Origin of the sequence: Clostridium tyrobutyricum (assembly GCF_019144085.1) — a bacterium.
Classification (GTDB): Bacteria; Bacillota; Clostridia; order Clostridiales; family Clostridiaceae; genus Clostridium_B; species Clostridium_B tyrobutyricum_A.
The window spans coordinates 15,582-33,825 of the sequence record NZ_JAHHUY010000003.1 but is presented as its reverse complement, the minus strand read 5'-3'; the positions used below and the strand labels follow the sequence as shown (position 1 = coordinate 33,825).

Annotated in this window: 18 protein-coding genes and 1 pseudogene; 2 read left to right on the top strand and 17 right to left on the bottom strand. The window is 28.9% G+C overall.

What is annotated here, in order from left to right:
• Positions 1-121: 121 nt before the first annotated feature.
• The gene (gene topA, locus KM800_RS01800) at positions 122-2,248 is read right to left on the bottom strand and encodes a type I DNA topoisomerase (protein ID WP_217811537.1); all 2,127 of its coding nucleotides are present in this window, start codon (positions 2,246-2,248) and stop codon (positions 122-124) included.
• A 101-nt stretch (positions 2,249-2,349) separates the two neighbouring features.
• Entirely contained in the window at positions 2,350-3,462 is a 1,113-nt protein-coding gene (gene dprA, locus KM800_RS01795; protein ID WP_217811536.1) for a DNA-processing protein DprA, read from the bottom strand.
• 150 nt (positions 3,463-3,612) lie between these two features.
• On the opposite strand from dprA, the gene KM800_RS01790 reads away from it, so the two are divergent.
• Complete coding sequence (locus KM800_RS01790; protein WP_217811535.1) at positions 3,613-5,127, top strand: YifB family Mg chelatase-like AAA ATPase; 1,515 nt, start codon at positions 3,613-3,615, stop codon at positions 5,125-5,127.
• Positions 5,128-5,453: 326 nt separating this feature from the next.
• Positions 5,454-5,822 (top strand): YraN family protein, encoded by a 369-nt coding sequence (locus KM800_RS01785; protein ID WP_217811534.1) that lies wholly within the window; start codon positions 5,454-5,456, stop codon positions 5,820-5,822.
• A 20-nt stretch (positions 5,823-5,842) separates the two neighbouring features.
• Here KM800_RS01785 and KM800_RS01780 read toward each other — a convergent pair whose 3' ends face one another.
• The 15 genes and pseudogenes from KM800_RS01780 to KM800_RS01710 all read right to left on the bottom strand — a co-directional run bounded on the left by KM800_RS01780 (position 5,843) and on the right by KM800_RS01710 (position 18,237).
• Positions 5,843-6,655, bottom strand: a complete 813-nt coding sequence (locus tag KM800_RS01780; protein ID WP_419195452.1) for a ribonuclease HII — start codon at positions 6,653-6,655, stop codon at positions 5,843-5,845.
• A 79-nt stretch (positions 6,656-6,734) separates the two neighbouring features.
• The gene (gene ylqF / locus KM800_RS01775; protein WP_217811533.1) at positions 6,735-7,580 is read right to left on the bottom strand and encodes a ribosome biogenesis GTPase YlqF; all 846 of its coding nucleotides are present in this window, start codon (positions 7,578-7,580) and stop codon (positions 6,735-6,737) included.
• Between the two features lie 44 nt (positions 7,581-7,624).
• Positions 7,625-8,146, bottom strand: a complete 522-nt coding sequence (gene lepB, locus KM800_RS01770) for a signal peptidase I (protein WP_217811532.1) — start codon at positions 8,144-8,146, stop codon at positions 7,625-7,627.
• A gap of 46 nt (positions 8,147-8,192) precedes the next feature.
• Positions 8,193-8,540 carry a 50S ribosomal protein L19 gene (rplS, locus tag KM800_RS01765; protein WP_217811531.1) on the bottom strand — a complete coding sequence of 116 codons (348 nt, stop codon included), beginning with the start codon at positions 8,538-8,540 and terminating at the stop codon, positions 8,193-8,195.
• A 91-nt stretch (positions 8,541-8,631) separates the two neighbouring features.
• Complete coding sequence (gene trmD / locus KM800_RS01760; RefSeq protein WP_217811530.1) at positions 8,632-9,369, bottom strand: tRNA (guanosine(37)-N1)-methyltransferase TrmD; 738 nt, start codon at positions 9,367-9,369, stop codon at positions 8,632-8,634.
• A complete protein-coding gene (rimM, locus tag KM800_RS01755; RefSeq protein WP_217811529.1) occupies positions 9,354-9,848 on the bottom strand; it encodes a ribosome maturation factor RimM in 495 nt (164 codons plus the stop codon). The genes trmD and rimM overlap by 16 nt, the downstream gene beginning before the upstream one ends.
• Positions 9,849-9,916: 68 nt before the next feature.
• Positions 9,917-10,060 (bottom strand): annotated as a pseudogene (locus KM800_RS01750) (KH domain-containing protein); the annotation flags it as partial.
• 68 nt (positions 10,061-10,128) lie between these two features.
• Entirely contained in the window at positions 10,129-10,356 is a 228-nt protein-coding gene (locus KM800_RS01745; RefSeq protein WP_217811527.1) for a KH domain-containing protein, read from the bottom strand.
• 18 nt (positions 10,357-10,374) lie between these two features.
• A complete protein-coding gene (gene rpsP / locus KM800_RS01740) occupies positions 10,375-10,632 on the bottom strand; it encodes a 30S ribosomal protein S16 (protein ID WP_017750636.1) in 258 nt (85 codons plus the stop codon).
• Positions 10,633-10,673: 41 nt separating this feature from the next.
• Complete coding sequence (gene ffh / locus KM800_RS01735) at positions 10,674-12,029, bottom strand: signal recognition particle protein (RefSeq protein WP_217811526.1); 1,356 nt, start codon at positions 12,027-12,029, stop codon at positions 10,674-10,676.
• A 15-nt stretch (positions 12,030-12,044) separates the two neighbouring features.
• Entirely contained in the window at positions 12,045-12,380 is a 336-nt protein-coding gene (locus KM800_RS01730; protein ID WP_217811643.1) for a putative DNA-binding protein, read from the bottom strand.
• A gap of 157 nt (positions 12,381-12,537) precedes the next feature.
• Positions 12,538-13,449, bottom strand: a complete 912-nt coding sequence (gene ftsY / locus KM800_RS01725) for a signal recognition particle-docking protein FtsY (protein ID WP_217811525.1) — start codon at positions 13,447-13,449, stop codon at positions 12,538-12,540.
• 23 nt (positions 13,450-13,472) lie between these two features.
• A complete protein-coding gene (gene smc / locus KM800_RS01720) occupies positions 13,473-17,039 on the bottom strand; it encodes a chromosome segregation protein SMC (protein ID WP_217811524.1) in 3,567 nt (1,188 codons plus the stop codon).
• 12 nt (positions 17,040-17,051) lie between these two features.
• Positions 17,052-17,150, bottom strand: a complete 99-nt coding sequence (locus KM800_RS01715) for a hypothetical protein (protein WP_017750641.1) — start codon at positions 17,148-17,150, stop codon at positions 17,052-17,054.
• Positions 17,151-17,163: 13 nt separating this feature from the next.
• Positions 17,164-18,237, bottom strand: coding sequence for an elongator complex protein 3 (locus KM800_RS01710; RefSeq protein WP_217811523.1), 1,074 nt, complete (start codon positions 18,235-18,237; stop codon positions 17,164-17,166).
• Between the last annotated feature and the right edge of the window lie 7 nt (positions 18,238-18,244).

Genomic DNA, 18,244 nt, shown 5'->3' with positions numbered 1-18,244 from the left:
ACATAATAGCTATCATATTTCAACATTATTTTTTATTTAAAATTCGGACATAAGATATGCATAGTTTATATAGATGTTAGTAAATATCTTCTATATAAACTATGCATATCTAATTCACTATCTATTTATCCTTATTATCCAAATCAGAATTTTTATCTTCCTCTTTATCTTCCTCTTTATATTCCCTATGTTTACATTCACTATTTGAGCATTCTAAAAAATTTCCTTTAGATTTATTATATTTCTTAACCATATAATTTCCACATTCAGGGCATAACTCGTTTGTTGGCTCAAACCAACTTACAAAATCACAGTCTGGATAACTACTGCATCCATAAAATTTTCTCCCTTTTCTGCTTCTTTTTAATACTATCTTACCTCCACATTTAGGGCACTGCACATCCAACTCTTCTACTATAGGTTTTGTATTTTTACATTCAGGATACCCTGGACAGGCAAGGAAATCACCAAATCTCCCATGTTTTATTACCATAAACCTACCACATTTATCACATTTTATATCTGTTACTTTATCTTCTATTGTTATCTTAGCTACTTCTTTTTCGGCTATATCAATTGATTTCTTTAAAGGTTCAAAGAACTCACCTACAACTTTTCTCCAGTTAACTTTTCCTTCTTCTATGTTATCTAATTTTGATTCCATACCAGCTGTAAATTCTACATCTACTATTTGCTTGAAATATTCACTTACTATATTATTTACTATATTCCCTAATTCTGTAGGAATCAATGTCTTTTTATCTCTCTCAACATACTTTCTGTTAAGAATTGTAGATATTATCGGTGCATAAGTACTTGGCCTTCCTATTCCGTTTTCTTCCAATGTCTTGACTAATGATGCTTCTGAATATCTTGCTGGGGGTTGAGTAAAATGCTGTTTTTCATCAATTGATTTTTCAATTAATTTTTCATCTACGCTCAGTTCTGGTAGACTTGTTTCATCTTTTTCATCCCCTGTAGAATAATCATAGACTTTCATAAATCCATCAAAATTAACCTTTGATCCACTTGCTTTCAATCCATAATTTTCATTTATTATATCTATTGATTTTACATCAATTATACTTTGTGCCATCTGGCTTGCTACAAATCTCTTCCATATTAAGTTATATAATTTATATTGTTCAGGTTTTAAGCTCTCCTTAATTTGATCAGGAACTAATGATATATTAGTAGGTCTTATAGCTTCATGTGCATCTTGAATATGTTTTTTGCTTTTAAAATTTCTTGGTTTTTCTGGGATATACTTATCTCCTAAAGTTTCCTTCAAAAAATCTCTGCAATCATTTTGAGCCTCTTCTGAAATTCTCACCGAGTCTGTTCTCATATATGTTATAAGTCCAACTGTCCCATGTTTTTTTATATCAACACCTTCATAAAGTTGTTGTGCTACAGACATAGTTCTCTTTGTAGAGAAATTCAATTTTCTATATGAATCCTGTTGAAGTGTACTCGTAGTAAATGGAGGCAGTGGATTCTTGTTTTTTAAAGTCTTTTTAACATTTTTTACTATAAATTCTCCTGATTTTAAATCTTCAATTATTTTGTCTACTTCTTCTTTATTGTCTATCTCAATCTTCTTCTTATTTAAGGTAGTAAGTCTAACTTTAAAAGTTTTTTTTGTGGATTGTTTATTCAAAAGACATTCTACTGTCCAATATTCCTTTGGTATAAATTCATTTATCTCCTTTTCTCTTTCACATATCATCTTTAATGTAACTGATTGAACTCTTCCTGCACTTAATCCCCACTTAACTTTTCTCCAAAGTATAGGGCTTATCTTATATCCTACCAATCTATCTAAAACTCTTCGTGCTTGTTGTGCATCTACAAGATTCAGATTGACTATCCTGGCCTGCTTTAAAGAACCTTTGACTGCACTTTTTGTAATCTCATGAAATTCTATTCTACATTTATCATCTTCATTTAAATTTAAAGCATGTAATAAATGCCATGAAATAGCTTCACCTTCCCTATCAGGATCGGTAGCAAGATATATTTTATCACTTTTCTTAGCTTCTTTTCTTAGCTTGCTTAAAAGCTCACCTTTTCCTCTTATTGTTATATATTTAGGATTGTAGTCATTGTCAACATCCACACCCAGTTGACTTTTAGGCAGATCTCTAACATGCCCCATGGAAGCCTCTACTACATAATTCTTTCCCAAATATTTGCCTATTGTTTTAGCTTTTGCTGGCGACTCTACTATAACTAATTTCTGTCCCATATATTATTACTCTAATTTTTTAAAATTAATCAGAGCATTACACCCCCTCATATTTTATCTAGCATATTTAATTTAATAGTTTTACAGTAGAATATTATGTATTAATTTATAATTTTATTTTTATCCGGTACTTTAACATAATAATTTCCTGAAAGACAAATTATCTTATTTTTTAACTGCAATTCAAATAATAACTCATATAATTGTTTTATGTCAACATTAGTTTCCCTAAAAATATCATCTATATGTAGTGGTGTATCACTTATAATGTCATATATTATTTTTTTATTTCCACCTAATTTATCATTGTTTTCTTTATATTTTATATGATATTCTATTTTCATAAGTTGAAATAAATCTTCAAAATTATTAAATGGATACGCGCCCTCTTTTATTAATTTATTTGTTCCTTTACTTTCATCGGAAAAAATATTGCCTGGTACTGCCATTATATTTTTTCCCTGTTCCAAGGCTATATCTGCAGTTATTAGCGCACCACTTTTCTCTCCAGCCTCAACTACAATTACTAAATCACTTAATCCGCTTATTATTCTATTTCTCATAGGAAAATTATAGGACATCGGTGGTGTTCCCGGTGCAAATTCAGAAATAATACATCCTCCTTTTTTCAAAATTTCATAATATAATTTTTGATTATCTCTAGGATATATTACGTCTATTCCAGATCCCAAAACTGCACATGTATATCCACCAGATATAACGCATCCTCTATGGGCACATGCGTCTATTCCCCTTGCTAGGCCACTTATTACATTTACATTATTTTTAGAAATTTCAGAGCTTATCATGTCAGCTACATTTCTTCCATATATAGTACACTTTCTAGACCCCACTATTGCCACATTTAGATTTATATTCAATTTTGTTATATCTCCTATATAAAACATAACTGCCGGAGCATCCATATACTCTTTTAAATTCTGTGGATACAGTTCATCATTTAAAGTAACTGATTTAATACACTTCCTATATGCTTTTTCAACTATATTTTCTAATTTTTCCTTATCCCAGGCTAGTTTTAAATTCTTGTTTATTTTTAAATTTTGTTTATTATTAGAACATATTTGTATGGATTTATCACGGCAAACAGTTGTCATCCAAATTTCTTGAGCGTTTTTAAACTTTTTTATTAAATTTAATTTTATTCTGTTAGGTATATTAACAGTCGAAAACCATAAATCATATATATTCATACAGCACTCCACCTTATAAAATTAATATTTTTTATTATTAACACTAAAAAATTATTTTATTCACTCCTTATCAACGGAAATTTTTATAAATACAATTCAAACTCGTTTAATTGTATTTATTTATGTCAATAATTAAGCAGAGGTGATGTCATGGTTATAAAAATAAATGCTGCAACCATTATAGGCATAGATGCAAATATAATATCTGTAGAAGTAAATGTGGAAAATGGATTCCCGTGTTTTAATATTGTAGGATTAGCAGATGCTTCTGTTAGAGAATCAAAAGACAGAGTACGATCTTCTATAATAAATTCTGGATATAAATTTCCTATAAAAAAAATAACTGTAAATTTGGCTCCTGCAGATATTAAAAAGGCAGGTTCACTTTTTGATCTTCCAATAGCTATAGGAATATTATATGCTACTGGACAAATACATTTTAATGATTCAAAAAAATTTATACTTATTGGTGAATTGTCTCTTTTTGGTAATTTAAATAGAGTAAATGGTGTGTTAGCAGTAACTATTGAGGGATTAAAAAACGATATTAAAAATTTTATAACTCCAGATGATAATAAAGATGAATGTTCACTTATAAAAGATATAAATTGTTATCCATTTAAAAATTTGAAACAAGTAGTATCTTTTATAGAAAATAGAAATATACTTCCATACGCTAATAAAATAAAAAATACAGATTTAAAATACAGATTGGACTTTTCAGATATAATAGGTCAAGAAAGTTGTAAACGTGCTGTAGAAGTTGCTGCTGCAGGTAACCATAATATATTTATGATTGGTCCTCCAGGTTCTGGTAAAACAATGATAGCAAAACGAATACCTACTATACTTCCAAGATTAAATTACAAGCAGTCACTTGAAGTTACAAAGATATACAGTTCAGCAAATATGCTCAATAGAAATAACGTTATTATTAAGGATCCTCCATTTAGAAATCCTCATCACACTACCACTCCAATTACCATAATAGGCGGTGGAACTAATTTATCCCCTGGAGAGATCTCCCTTGCTCACAATGGAATATTATTTCTAGATGAAATAACTGAATTTAAAAGAAATGTATTGGAAACACTAAGACAGCCTCTAGAAGAAAATTTCATAATGATAAGTAGATGTAATGGAAAAGTAATTTTTCCATGTAATTTTATGACTGTATTGGCTGCAAATCCATGTAGATGTGGTAACTTTGGTTCTAATAGATATTGCTCTTGTACAGAGTATGATAGGAAAAGGTACATATCCAAACTTTTTTCTCCACTAATGGATAGAATTGATTTATTCATTTTTGTACCAGTTCCATCTCTTAAAGATATTGAAAACAAGTCTAAAAATGAAACATCCAAAGATATACAGAAGAGAATAATCGCCGTTAGAAAAATCCAAGAGGAAAGATTAAAACATGAAAATATTTATTTCAATTCTCAGATGGGTCCAACACTAATAAAAAAATATTGTAACCTGGATAGTAAAACTAAAAATTTAATAAATAATATATTTTGTAAATACAACTTGAGCTTGAGGGCTTATAATAAAATACTTAAAATATCGCGAACAATAGCTGATATGGATAATAAAGAATTAATAAAAGAAGATCATGTTATAGAAGCTCTAAATTACAGAAGGTTTTTAGAAAATATAATTTAATTTCATAAAATATTTTACATTATATTCCACTTATTGTAAAATACTATTATAATATAGTACATACGAAAGTATAAACACGTTTCCACTATAATTTTAAGATTGGAGATAATAAAAATGAATTTTTCAATAGTTATATTTCTATTAATATTAGGAACTATTATATTTTTATTGGGATTAAGAGCTAAAAACTATCATATGATTACCTCTGGAAGTGTAATTATAATTTTTCTCTTGTTAATATCGATAAATATATATATTCCACATACAATAAATTGTTTTAAGTAAAAAGATACCTGCATTTGTAAATACCATAATAGGAGTAAGAAATGAAATATAATAATAAAAAAATAGGTGATTTGGGAGAGAATATTGCTATAGATTATTTATACTCAATAGGATATTCTATAATAGAAAAAAACTTTAGATGTAAAATAGGAGAAATAGATATAATATCTCAAAATAAAAATACTATATGTTTTATAGAAGTCAAAACAAGACATTCAAAAAATTACGGTGAACCTTGTGAAGCTGTAAATTATTTTAAAAGAATTAAAATTTATAGAACCGCATATATCTACATACAAAAAAACAAGTTACACAAATATAATATAAGATTTGATATAATAGAAATTATGATAAATTCAAATAAAAGAAACTATAATATTAAATTAATTAAAAATGCCTTTCAAGTATAAGCTAGTATATTAGCCTATACTTAAATTATATTCTTCAAGAAACTTAATCTATGTAATTTACAAATTCCATATTTTTTTATGGCATCAATATGCTCTTTAGTACCATATCCAGAATTGCTTAAAAAATTATACTGTGGATATACCTTGTGATACTCTTTCATAAGATTATCCCTGTATACCTTAGCAATAATGGAACCCGCTGCTATACTGGCACTTTTTGAATCGCCTTTTACTATAAACTCATTGTCTATATCCAAATGGTTTACAGCATAGCCATCTGATAATACAAAATCAACAGGAACTTTCAGACCTTTGACAGCTCTTTTTAATACCTCATTATTACACCATGAAATTCCTTTTTTATCAATTTCATCATTATTTATAATAGAAATATTATAAGTTACTGCCTTGCTTTTTATTGCATTGGAAATTTCTTCTCTTTTCTTAGCTGAAAGTTTTTTCGAATCCTTGATTCCCATAACTAATTCTTTTTGATCTTTATAATTCATATTAAATACTACTGCTCCTGCTGCTATAGGTCCTGCAAGTGGTCCTCTTCCAACTTCATCTACGCCTGCAATATATATACAATTTGAAAATTTTCTATCAAATTTATACATATTTTTCACTCTTTCAATTTCACTTTCTGTACTCTTAAAAAATTTTAAGAGTGTTTTGGATAAACCTTTGACATTTTTTCTTTTATCGCAATTCAAATAATCGGATACTTTTAAAAGAGATTCTTCATTTAAATCGAAATAATATTTTTTCATTTCATGTACTATTTTATTTAATTGAGAGAAAGTTAACTCATCCCTTTTTTTCAATATAATATTTTGCATATCATCTATATCAAATTTATCTAAATCAATATCAGTTGACATATTAAAACATCTCCTGTAAATTTATAAGCTATTTAGGAAATTCCAATGAAACATTTCCAATTTTTCCCGACCTGAACTCATCCAATATAATATTTGAAACTCTATTATAGTCTATATTACCGCCTTTTATTATAGCTCCACGTTTTTTAGCTATATTGTCAATAATATCAATAGGATTATCACTTAAAGAATCTAATTTATATCTATCAATAAGTTTGTCTGGATAATTTGCAGAAAGTACCTCTATAAGATGTACTGCTAATTCTTCAATATCCATAATTTCATCTTTTATGGCACCTGTAAATGCTAAATTTAGTTGAGTTTCACTGCTTTCTAATTTAGGCCAAAGTATTCCAGGAGTATCCATAAGTTCCATTCCAATTTTAGTCTTAATCCATTGTTTTGATTTTGTAACTCCAGGCTTATTTCCCGTTCTGGCAATCTTGTTTCTAGCAATCTTGTTTATAAAGGATGATTTACCTACATTAGGTATTCCAACTACCATTACTCTGTCTACTATCTTATTGATTCCTCTATTTTTTAATTTTTCATGTTTATCTTGCAATATATTATCCAATAATGATTTTATATTATTCAATCCATAACCAGTAATGCAATTTACTGATAAAACTCCTACATTATCTGAAGATAAAACTTTTATCCACTTATTCGTTACTTTATCTTCACTTAAATCACTTTTGTTAAGTAAAATTATTCTAGGCTTATTACCACATATATCATCGATTTCAGGATTTTTACTAGATCTTACTATTCTAGCATCTCTTATCTCAATTACAGCATCTATAAGCTTCAAACTCTCTCTTATTTCTCTTCTAGTTTTTACCATATGCCCTGGAAACCAATTTATATTCATATATAGACCTCCTGTATTAGATAATTTTCATACTTGTTAATACATTATTTTGGAGTTTTTAAGGTACCTATTCTTGTAAATGGAAATAACCTAAATACCGCTCTACCAACTACTAATTTATAGCTTACAAAACCTACATCCGTGAATCTGCTGTCACGACTGTTATTCCTATTATCTCCCATGACAAATATAGTATTTTCAGGTACTGTAACTTCATTATAATTTCCAATCATAGGTTCCAGTATATATGACTCATTTTGAAGTTTATCATTTATATAAAGCTTTCCATTATCAATCCTTACTTTATCTCCACCTACTGCTATTACTCTTTTAATAAATTTTTCACTTGGATTTGCAGGATATTTAATTACAACAATATCCCCTGGCTTTGGTGCTCTAAAATAATAACTAACTTTTTCTACTATAAGTCTATCCTTGTTATTTAATGTAGGATCCATAGAATGACCGTCAACACTTACAGTTTCAAATACAAAGGTTATAATTAAAAAAGCTGCTATTATAGCAATTAATATTGATTTACCTATATCCAGTAGTTCTTTAAACAACTTTCACTACCCCCTCAACATAAAAAAGGGCTTTTATAGCCCCATTTTACTTTAATATTCCTTTTACTTTAGCAGCCTTACCAACTCTATCTCTTAAATAGTATAGTTTGGCTCTTCTTACTTTACCTTTTCTAATTACTTCTATTTTATCTATTATAGGAGCATTAACTGGAAAAGTTCTCTCAACTCCAACACCATAGGCAACTCTTCTTACTGTAAATGTTTCTCTCAAGCCACCATTTTGTCTTTTTAATACTATACCTTCAAATATCTGTATTCTTTCTCTATTTCCTTCGCTTATCTTTACGTGAACTTTTACTGTATCTCCAACATTAAAGTTCTGTATATCCTCTCTTATCTGTTCTGCTTCTATAGCTTTTATTACATCTAACATTATGTGCATTACCTCCTTATATTAATAAACCTTCTTGCCCAGCATATCATTGCAGACAGAGGAAGATCCGTGTAGCACAAGCTACATTGTATCATATTTGAATATTATTTTCAATATAATTGTTTACTAATTTCATATCCTCTTTAGAAAGTTTGAATTTTTTTAAAATATCCGGTCTTTTTTCCATGGTTATTAGAATAGATTGAAGTCTTCTCCACTTTCTTATATTTTCATGATGCCCTGACAATAAAACCTCTGGAACTCTTTCACTTTCAAAATATTCAGGTCTTGTGTATTGTGGATACTCCAAGAGTCCATTATAAAAAGATTCATCCTCATAGCTCTGTTCCGATTTAAGTACACCAGGTATCATTCTGCATATACTGTCCACAATTGGAATGCAGGCAGATTCTCCTCCTGTAAGTACAAAGTCTCCTAAAGAAACTTCCATATCTATGTACTTATATGCTCTTTCATCTATACCTTCATAATGCCCGCATAAAAATACTAATTCTCTTTCTTTTGATAGATCTTTAGCCATTTTTTGATTGAAAGTCTTACCCTTTGGTCCTAAAAATATAATTCTACCTTTGTTTAACTTTTTAACTGCCCTTATACAATCTACTATTGGCTGAACTGACATTACCATTCCAGCTCCACCACCATATGGATAGTCATCTACCTTTTTATGTTTGTCTTTAGTATATTCCCTTATATTGACTGTATTTATATTTAAAATTCCCTTTTCTCTTGCTCTACCAATTATACTATAATTAAAAACGTCAAACATTTCAGGAAAAAGAGTTAGAATATCTATTCTGCCATCCATACACTCACCGGCTTTATAATAATCTTTGATTTTTCTATATCTATATTTAATACTATATTTTCAAGTGCAGGAATCAAAATCTCCTTTTTTTCTTTTATCCAATACACATCATTATTGGGAGTATGGATTACCTCACTTATTTTTCCATAGTAATTATCTTCATCATCAAATACATCGCATCCTATTATATCAGATATAAAATAGCTGTCTTTTGCCAATTCTACTGCATGTTCTCTTTCTACTTGAATATACTTTTCCTTGTAAGTTTCTGCATCTTCTATAGTATCTATTCCTTCTATTTTTAATATTACTCTCTTGGACTGAAGCTTACAATTCAATACATTTGTTTCTTTTTCTTCAATATATACTTTGTGTAATTGTTTGAATCTTTCTAAATTGTCAGTAAGTGGATATATTTTTAATTCACCTTTTATCCCATGAGTATTTACTATTTTACCTATAGTAATAAATTGATCCATAAAGTCACTCTTCTCTCCTTTCACTTAGTATTTTTTATATAATATAAGAGTTAGGATATACCTAACTCTTATATTATCTCTACAACAACTCTCTTATTTTGTTTTATAGCTGCTGCTTTCACTACAGTTCTTATAGCCTTGGCTATTCGTCCCTGTTTGCCTATTACTTTTCCCATATCTTCTTGAGCAACTTTCAATTCAAGAATTATGGACAAGTCACTCTTCTCTCCTTTCACTTAGTATTTTTTATATAATATAAGAGTTAGGATATACCTAACTCTTATATTATCTCTACAACAACTCTCTTATTTTGTTTTATAGCTGCTGCTTTCACTACAGTTCTTATAGCCTTGGCTATTCGTCCCTGTTTGCCTATTACTTTTCCCATATCTTCTTGAGCAACTTTCAATTCAAGAATTATGGACTGTTCACCTTTAATTTCATTTACCTGAACCATATCTGGGCTATCTACTAATGATTTAGCTATAATTTCAACTAATTCTTTCATTCAATTCACTCCCAGTTACTACTTGCTCAATTTTTCATCTAATCCAGCTGTTGTAAAAAGTCTCTTTACAACATCAGTTGGCTGAGCACCATTTTTTATCCATTGTACAGCTTTTTCTTCATCAAATTTAATAGTAGTTGGTTCTGTTAAAGGATTATAATATCCTAATTCTTCTATGAATCTTCCATTTCTTGGAGATCTTGAATCTGCAACAACTATTCTATAAAATGGAGACTTTTTTGCACCCATTCTTCTCAATCTTATTTTTACTGACACCTAATATCACCTCCTTAAATATAATAGGAAATTAGCATATATCAAAATGGCATTTTTCCAAATAAATTTTTTCCAAATCCTTTTCCGTTCTTGATACCATTAAATTGTTTCATCATTTTTTTAGTCTTGTCAAAGTCTTTAAGAAGTCTGTTAACCTGTTGTATTGTAGTTCCTGAACCAGAAGCTATTCTTTTCTTTCTTGAAGAAGAACTGCTTATAGTTACAGGACTCACTCTCTCTTTTTGAGTCATGGATTTTATTATGGCTTCCTTTATTTTCAAATCCTTTTCTCCTTGAGAAAGATCTACACCTTTTAAAACTTTTGAATCAACTCCGGGAATCATCTCTACAAGTTTACTAATAGGCCCTAGCTTTTTAGCCTGCTGCATAACATCCAAAAAATCCTGAAAGTTAAATTCCTTGTTTAACATTCTCTCCCCTAGTTGTTTAGCCTCATCCTGATCTATTGATTGCTGGGCTTTTTCTATAAGAGACAGTACATCACCCATACCCAATATTCTAGATGCCATTCTATCTGGATGAAATACCTGAAAATCATTCATTTTTTCTCCCAGACCTACAAATTTTATAGGTTTTCCTGTCATGGCCCTTATGGAAAGAGCTGCCCCTCCTCTAGTATCTCCATCGAGTTTCGTCAGTATGACCCCTGTAATGTCAATTTGTTCATTAAAACTCTTTGCTACATTAACAGCATCCTGACCTGTCATTGAATCAACAACTAACATAATCTCATTTAGGTCCACTACTTGTTTTACATCTTTAAGTTCATTCATAAGTTTTTCATCTATTTGAAGTCTACCTGCAGTATCTATTATTACCACATTCAAGTTATTATTTTTTGCATATTCAACAGCTCCCTTTGATATATCCGCTGCTGTAACTTTATCTCCCATGGAAAATACGGGAATATCTATCTGATTTCCTACTACCTGTAACTGCTTTATAGCAGCTGGTCTATATATATCACATGCTACCAAAAGTGGTTTTTTATTCTTTTTCCTAAGTTCAAGTGCCAATTTTCCACACATTGTTGTCTTTCCTGCACCTTGAAGTCCTACAAGCATTATTATTGTTAATCCATTTTTGGAATACTCAATAGGAGCCTCACTTTTTCCCATTAAAGCAGTTAGCTCTTCATTTACTATCTTTATGACTTGTTGTGCTGGAGTTAAACTCTTAAGTACTTCTTCTCCAAAACACTTTTCACTTACACTTTTTATAAAATCACGTACAACTTTATAGTTAACATCTGCTTCCAAAAGTGCCAATTTTACTTCCCTCATTGCATCTTTTATATCTTTTTCCGAAAGCTTACCTTTTCCTCTAAGCTTTTTTAAAGTTTCCTGAAGCTTAGATGCCAATCCTTCAAAAGCCATGTTAAACCTCCTATATTAAATATTATCCACTATATATTTCTTCATATTATTTACAAGTTCCTTATTGTCTGAGTTTTTCAGTAGATCTAAATCTTGTAAAATATTCTTTTTAACTTTTTCCAATTTCGTTTTTTGGTTAGCTAAACTCAATTTTTCTTCATATTGGAACAGTATTTTATGACATCTTCTTATAATATCATATACCGCCTGTCTTGTTGTATCTGTATGTTCAGCTATCTCACCTAAAGACAAATCACAGTTATAATATAAATCCATTATATTTTTCTGTTTATCTGTCAATAAATTTCCATATACATCCATCAGTATGGAAATTTGTATTCTTTCTCTCATGACACCTACAGTACGATCCACTGTCTCTGCCACTTCCTTAAAATTTATTTTTATGAAATTAAAACTTATATAGTTATCTACCAGAAATATAATATCAAAATTTAAATAAGGTGTCAAGTGTTTTTACTTAACAGGCTGCAGAATATATGAATTTAATTTAAAATAGTGCTTCTACAAAATCATTAGCATTAAATTCCTGAAGGTCATCTATACCTTCTCCTACTCCTATTAGCTTAACCGATATACCAAGTGAATGTTTTATGGATATTACAATTCCTCCTTTGGCAGTTCCGTCTAATTTAGTCAATACTATACCACTTATCTTACAAACTTCCATAAACTGCTTTGCCTGCTGAACTGCATTCTGTCCAGTAGTAGCATCTAATACTAGCAAAGTTTCCCTACTTGCCTCTGGATATTCCCTGTCAATTACTCTGTTTATTTTTCCAAGCTCATCCATCAAGTTTTTTTTGTTATGCAATCTACCTGCAGTATCGCATATAAGTACATCAACATTTCGTGATTTGGAAGCCTGAACTGCATCAAATATAACTGCTGCTGGATCAGAGCCTTCTTGATGTTTTACTATATCCACTCCTGCCCTATTGCTCCAAATTTCCAGCTGATCTATAGCAGCTGCTCTAAAAGTATCTGCAGCAGCCATTAAAACTTTATATCCCTTATCTTTTAACTTTGAACTTATTTTACCTATAGATGTGGTTTTTCCAACTCCATTAACTCCAACTACCAGTACAACCTCAGGTGTGTTCTCAGGTTCCAATACAGCATTTTCACTTCCTAATATATCTATAATTACTTCCTTTAAACAATCATTTATAAGGTTTGGATCTTTTATCTTGTTTTCTTTTATCTTCTGTTTCAACATTTCTATTATGTATAGTGTAGTATCAACTCCTATATCAGCAGTTATAAGTATTTCCTCAAGTTCATCATAAAGATCTTCATCTATAGAAACATAACTGCTTAAAACTTCCATTATCCTGCCTGTTAAATTATTTTTAGTTTTAGTAAGTCCATTCTTTAATTTGTCAAAAAATTTTTGAATCATATGATTACCTCCTGATTTTTATTTTAAGATATATTTTCATTTAAATCCACAGAAACAATTTTTGATATACCTTTCTCTTCCATGGTAACTCCATATAGAACATCACTTACTTCCATAGTTCCTTTTCTATGAGTTATTACAATAAATTGGGTGTCTTTAGAAAACTTTTTTAGGAATTCAGCATATCTGGCTACATTTGCATCATCAAGAGCCGCCTCAATTTCATCCAGTATACAAAATGGAGTTGGTTTCATTTTAAGGATTGCAAATAAAAGTGCTATGGCGGAAAGTCCTTTTTCTCCACCAGACATAAGATTTATATTTTGAAGTTTCTTACCAGGTGGCTGTACAGTTATATCTATATTTCCTGTAAGCTCATCACCATTTGTAATTATAATGTCTGCATTTCCACCCTTAAACAGTTCATTAAAAGTTTCATTAAAAGTTTTTCGAAGTTTATTGAAGTTTGCATTAAATACAACTTTTATTTTATCTGTCATTTCGCAAATTACATTGTTCAGCTCATTATTTGCATTTATTAAATCCTGCTTTTGAGATTCCATAAAATCCACTTTTTCTTTTAATTCCTTATATTCCTCAATAGCACCTAGATTAACAACTCCTATATCAGATATTTGCTTTTTTAAATTCTGAATTTTTATTTTAAATTCTTCTATATTTTCAATTTTGAATTTATATTTAAGAGCTTCCTCATATGTAATTTTCATATCTGAATTCAATTTTGAATACATATTTTCTTCATCCGCTATAAATTTAGTTAAATTCAATTGAGACCTATGTAATTCTTGTTCCTTCTTGTTTATTTCCAAAGCTAAATTTTGAGAATCACTATTTAGGATTTTAACTTTGTCTTTAATTTTTATTTCATCTATTTTTAATTTTTTTATTATATTTTCAAATTTTAATATACAATTATTCTTTTCCTCTATATCAAACTTGTTTTTTTCAATTTCTTCATGGTATTTTTTTGTATTGCTATTAAAATCATTTAATTCATTTTTCAAATTCAAAATTTTGTTTTTAAATTCATTTATATTTTCTTCACGGTTTTTAAGTGTATTATTTATATTTAATATACTTTCATCAACTTTAGCCTTTTTTATTTTTACAGCTGTAAGTTTTTCTCTCGTACTATCTATGGTTTCATTTTTACCCTTTAACTCTTCTTCCAAAGTCAATATGTTTTTATTATTAAAATTTTGTTTGTCATTAAAATCCTTTAGTACTATTTTTTTACTTTCAAGTTCTTTCTTATAATCTTTAATTTCTATATCATGATTTTGTATCTGCTTTTTAGATATATCTATATTCTTTTTCAATTTCAGATTCTCATTATTTATATTATTTATTTTCCCTTTTAACTCGGTAATATCTATATTTTTAGAATATATATCATCTCTAAGATTTAAATTTTCTTCATCGAATTTTCTTATACTTTCTTCATAATTACTTATAAGCTGACTTAACGATTTTATTTTACCTTCAGATTCACCAAGTTTGGTTTCAATACTTTTAATTTCTCTTTTTCTTCCTATTATATTGCTGGCTTTTGATTTTAAGCTTCCTCCTGTTAGAGCACCTCCAGGATTTACTATTTCACCTTGAAGAGTGACTATCCTTACAGTATAATTGCTTGTTTTAGCTATATTTAATGCACTATCTATATCCTTAGAAATTATAGTCCTTCCCAGTACATATTGTAATGCATTTTTAAAATAACTATCGCATTCAACTATATCACTTGCAATACCTAAATAACCATCTATTTTGCTAAACAATCTATTCTCAGATATCTTTCTACCTTTTATTATTGTAAGTGGCAGAAATGTAGCTCTACCCAAATTATTTAATTTCAAATATTTTATAAGATGTTTTGCCATTTTTTCATTTTTGGTTATAATATTGGAAATAGCCCCACCTAGAGCTATTTCTATAGCTACTTCAAACTGTTTATCAACCTTTATTATTTCACCTAAAACAAAACAACTATTTTGCTCTACTTGAGCTTTGCCAGATTTTATATGTTGCATAAGCATTTTCACAGATCTATTATATCCTTCATATTGACTGTCTAAATTTATAAGCATATTTCTATTTGCTTCATATCTCATATGTATACTGTTTATTTGTTTTAACTCTTCCTGGGATTTTTTTAAACAATTTCTGTGATTTAATATACTTTTCTTATTTTCAACTATTTTAACTTCATATTCTTTAACTTTTTTCTCTATATCTCTAATCTGTAAATCAATAACATCTTTTGTGCTAAAATTTATCATTAGTGAATTTTCATATCCAGTATACGTTTCTTTTAAATTTTCTATTTTATCTATAGTCTTTTTTATATATTCTGTAAACATTGAAATATTATTTTTTAAATTTGATATAGTACTTAAATACTCTATCTGGCTATCTTTCAAATTTCTAATTAATTCATTTTTGTTATAAACCGTCTGTACATATTTATCTAAATTACACTGATGTTCCTCTATTTCATTATTCAGTTCAACTTGAATATTGCAAAGCTTGGAAAGCTCATTATTCTTTAAAGTCTTTTCATCAATAGTGGAATACATTTTTTTCTTCAAAGTATCATATTCCAGGTCATTTTTTTTCATAATATTTTTTATATTTGATATCTTTTCTTTTAATAATTCTATTTTTGAATGAAGTCCCTGTACTTCGGATTTGCTATCATAATAATTTTTTTCGCAATTTCTTCTATCAATAATAATATTATCTATTTTTTTATTGAATTCATCTACCTTATAATTTAAATTTACAAATTTTAAATTTAAATTATCTATATTTTCTTTCTTTTCAGCAACTATATCTCTTAATTTTTCTACCTTTATCCTAATCTCATCTATTGAATGAATCAGTAAATTTATTTCCTTTTCCTTTAATCCTTCTGAAAGTTTCAAAAATCTATTGGCCTTATCATTTTCTATACCAAGAGGTTCAAGCCTATCTTTATAGGCACTCATTATATCATCTATTCTTATTAGATTTTCATTTGTATTTTTAAGCTTTTTTTCAGCCTCATCTTTTCTCCACTTAAATTTTACAATTCCAGCTGCTTCTTCTAAAAGACTTCGCCTATCTTCAGGCTTTCCACTAAGAACGGCATCTATTTTACCCTGACCTATTATTGAATATCCTTCTCTGCCAATTCCAGTGTCCATGAATAACTCATATATATCTTTAAGCCTGCACTTAGTACTATTGATATAATATTCACTTTCTCCTGACCTATATAATCTTCTTAAAACTGTTACAGAAGTATACTCAAGTGGAAGAGCTTTATCTGAATTGTCAAGGTTCAATGAAACCTGGCATAACCCTACTGGTTTTCTAAATTGAGTTCCAGCAAAGATTACATCTTCCATTTTACCTCCTCTTAAATTTTTAACACTTTGTTCTCCTAATACCCATCTGACTGCATCTGAAATATTACTTTTCCCACTTCCATTAGGTCCGACAATAGAAGTAACCCCATTTGTAAGTATCAATTTTGTTTTGTCTGCAAAGGATTTAAATCCTCTTATCTCAATAGCTTTTAAATACATTTTCTTCTCCACCTATCTTCCAAAAATCATTGGAAGCAAACCTACTATAAACATAATTACTATAAATACCACAAATATTTTAGTCATCTTATCTCTAGTATCCTTTTTCATAGTACACACCTCTTTAATATTTAAAATCCTTACTGAATAAATAAAGATCAAAATATAATTTTCTTTCATCTTCTTCCAAATTCAAAATAAAAGTATCCCTTTTAAGGCTATTATCTTGAACTACCTGTATTTTAGATACATTAAGTTGCAATTTAACATCATTAAAAAACTTTTTACCATTAGCATATAATTTTGATATATCTTTTCCATTAATCTTAATTTTTACTTTTCCGATATAATTGTAAGGTATGTTTTTCCTCAAAAACTCACTATATATACTTCCTATCACCAGTTCCCTAAAGGCAGGATGAAAAGGGCCACTTACAATTTCAGCACCCAGGTTTATTTCTTCTGTAGGCTGAAGTCCAACTCTTATTATATTTATTTTATTTGATATTAACATACAATAGAGTATTTTAGTTATATAAATTGCTTCCTCTAAGCTGTATGGACTATACATACCTTTTTTATACATACCTTCCATAGGAGTATTTTTTATTACAAGAGAAGGATATATTCTATATATATCAGGTTTCATGTCTATGGATTGTTTAACTGAAGATATATCTTTCTGAAAATTATCCCCTGGAAGTCCAAGCATAATTTGATGTCCTAAGGTAAATCCATATTTTTTGATTAGAGCTGAAGCTTTTAATACATCCTCTTTGGAGTGACCTCTGCCAGACTTAAAAAGTACTTCTTCATCCAAAGATTGTACTCCTAATTCTATTACATCTACACCATATGATCTAAGATTGTCTAATATAGTATTATCTATATAATCAGGTCTCGTAGAAAGATGGATAAGGTCTATAAGACCTGCATCTTTATACTCCTTAGCCACTTTCAAAAGTTCATTCTGTTTTTTCATATCTATAGCTGTAAAAGTCCCTCCAAAAAATGATACTTCAACCTTAGCCTTACGTGAATCTATAGTATTTAAATATTTGTCTATAGTATTTCTAGTGAAATCAGCATCTACCTTTTTTTGACTTCCAGTTATAGTAGTTTGATCACAAAAAACGCAATTATGCGGGCATCCTTCATTTGGAACAAATATAGGAATTATATAGTGCTTATTGCTCATATTGAAA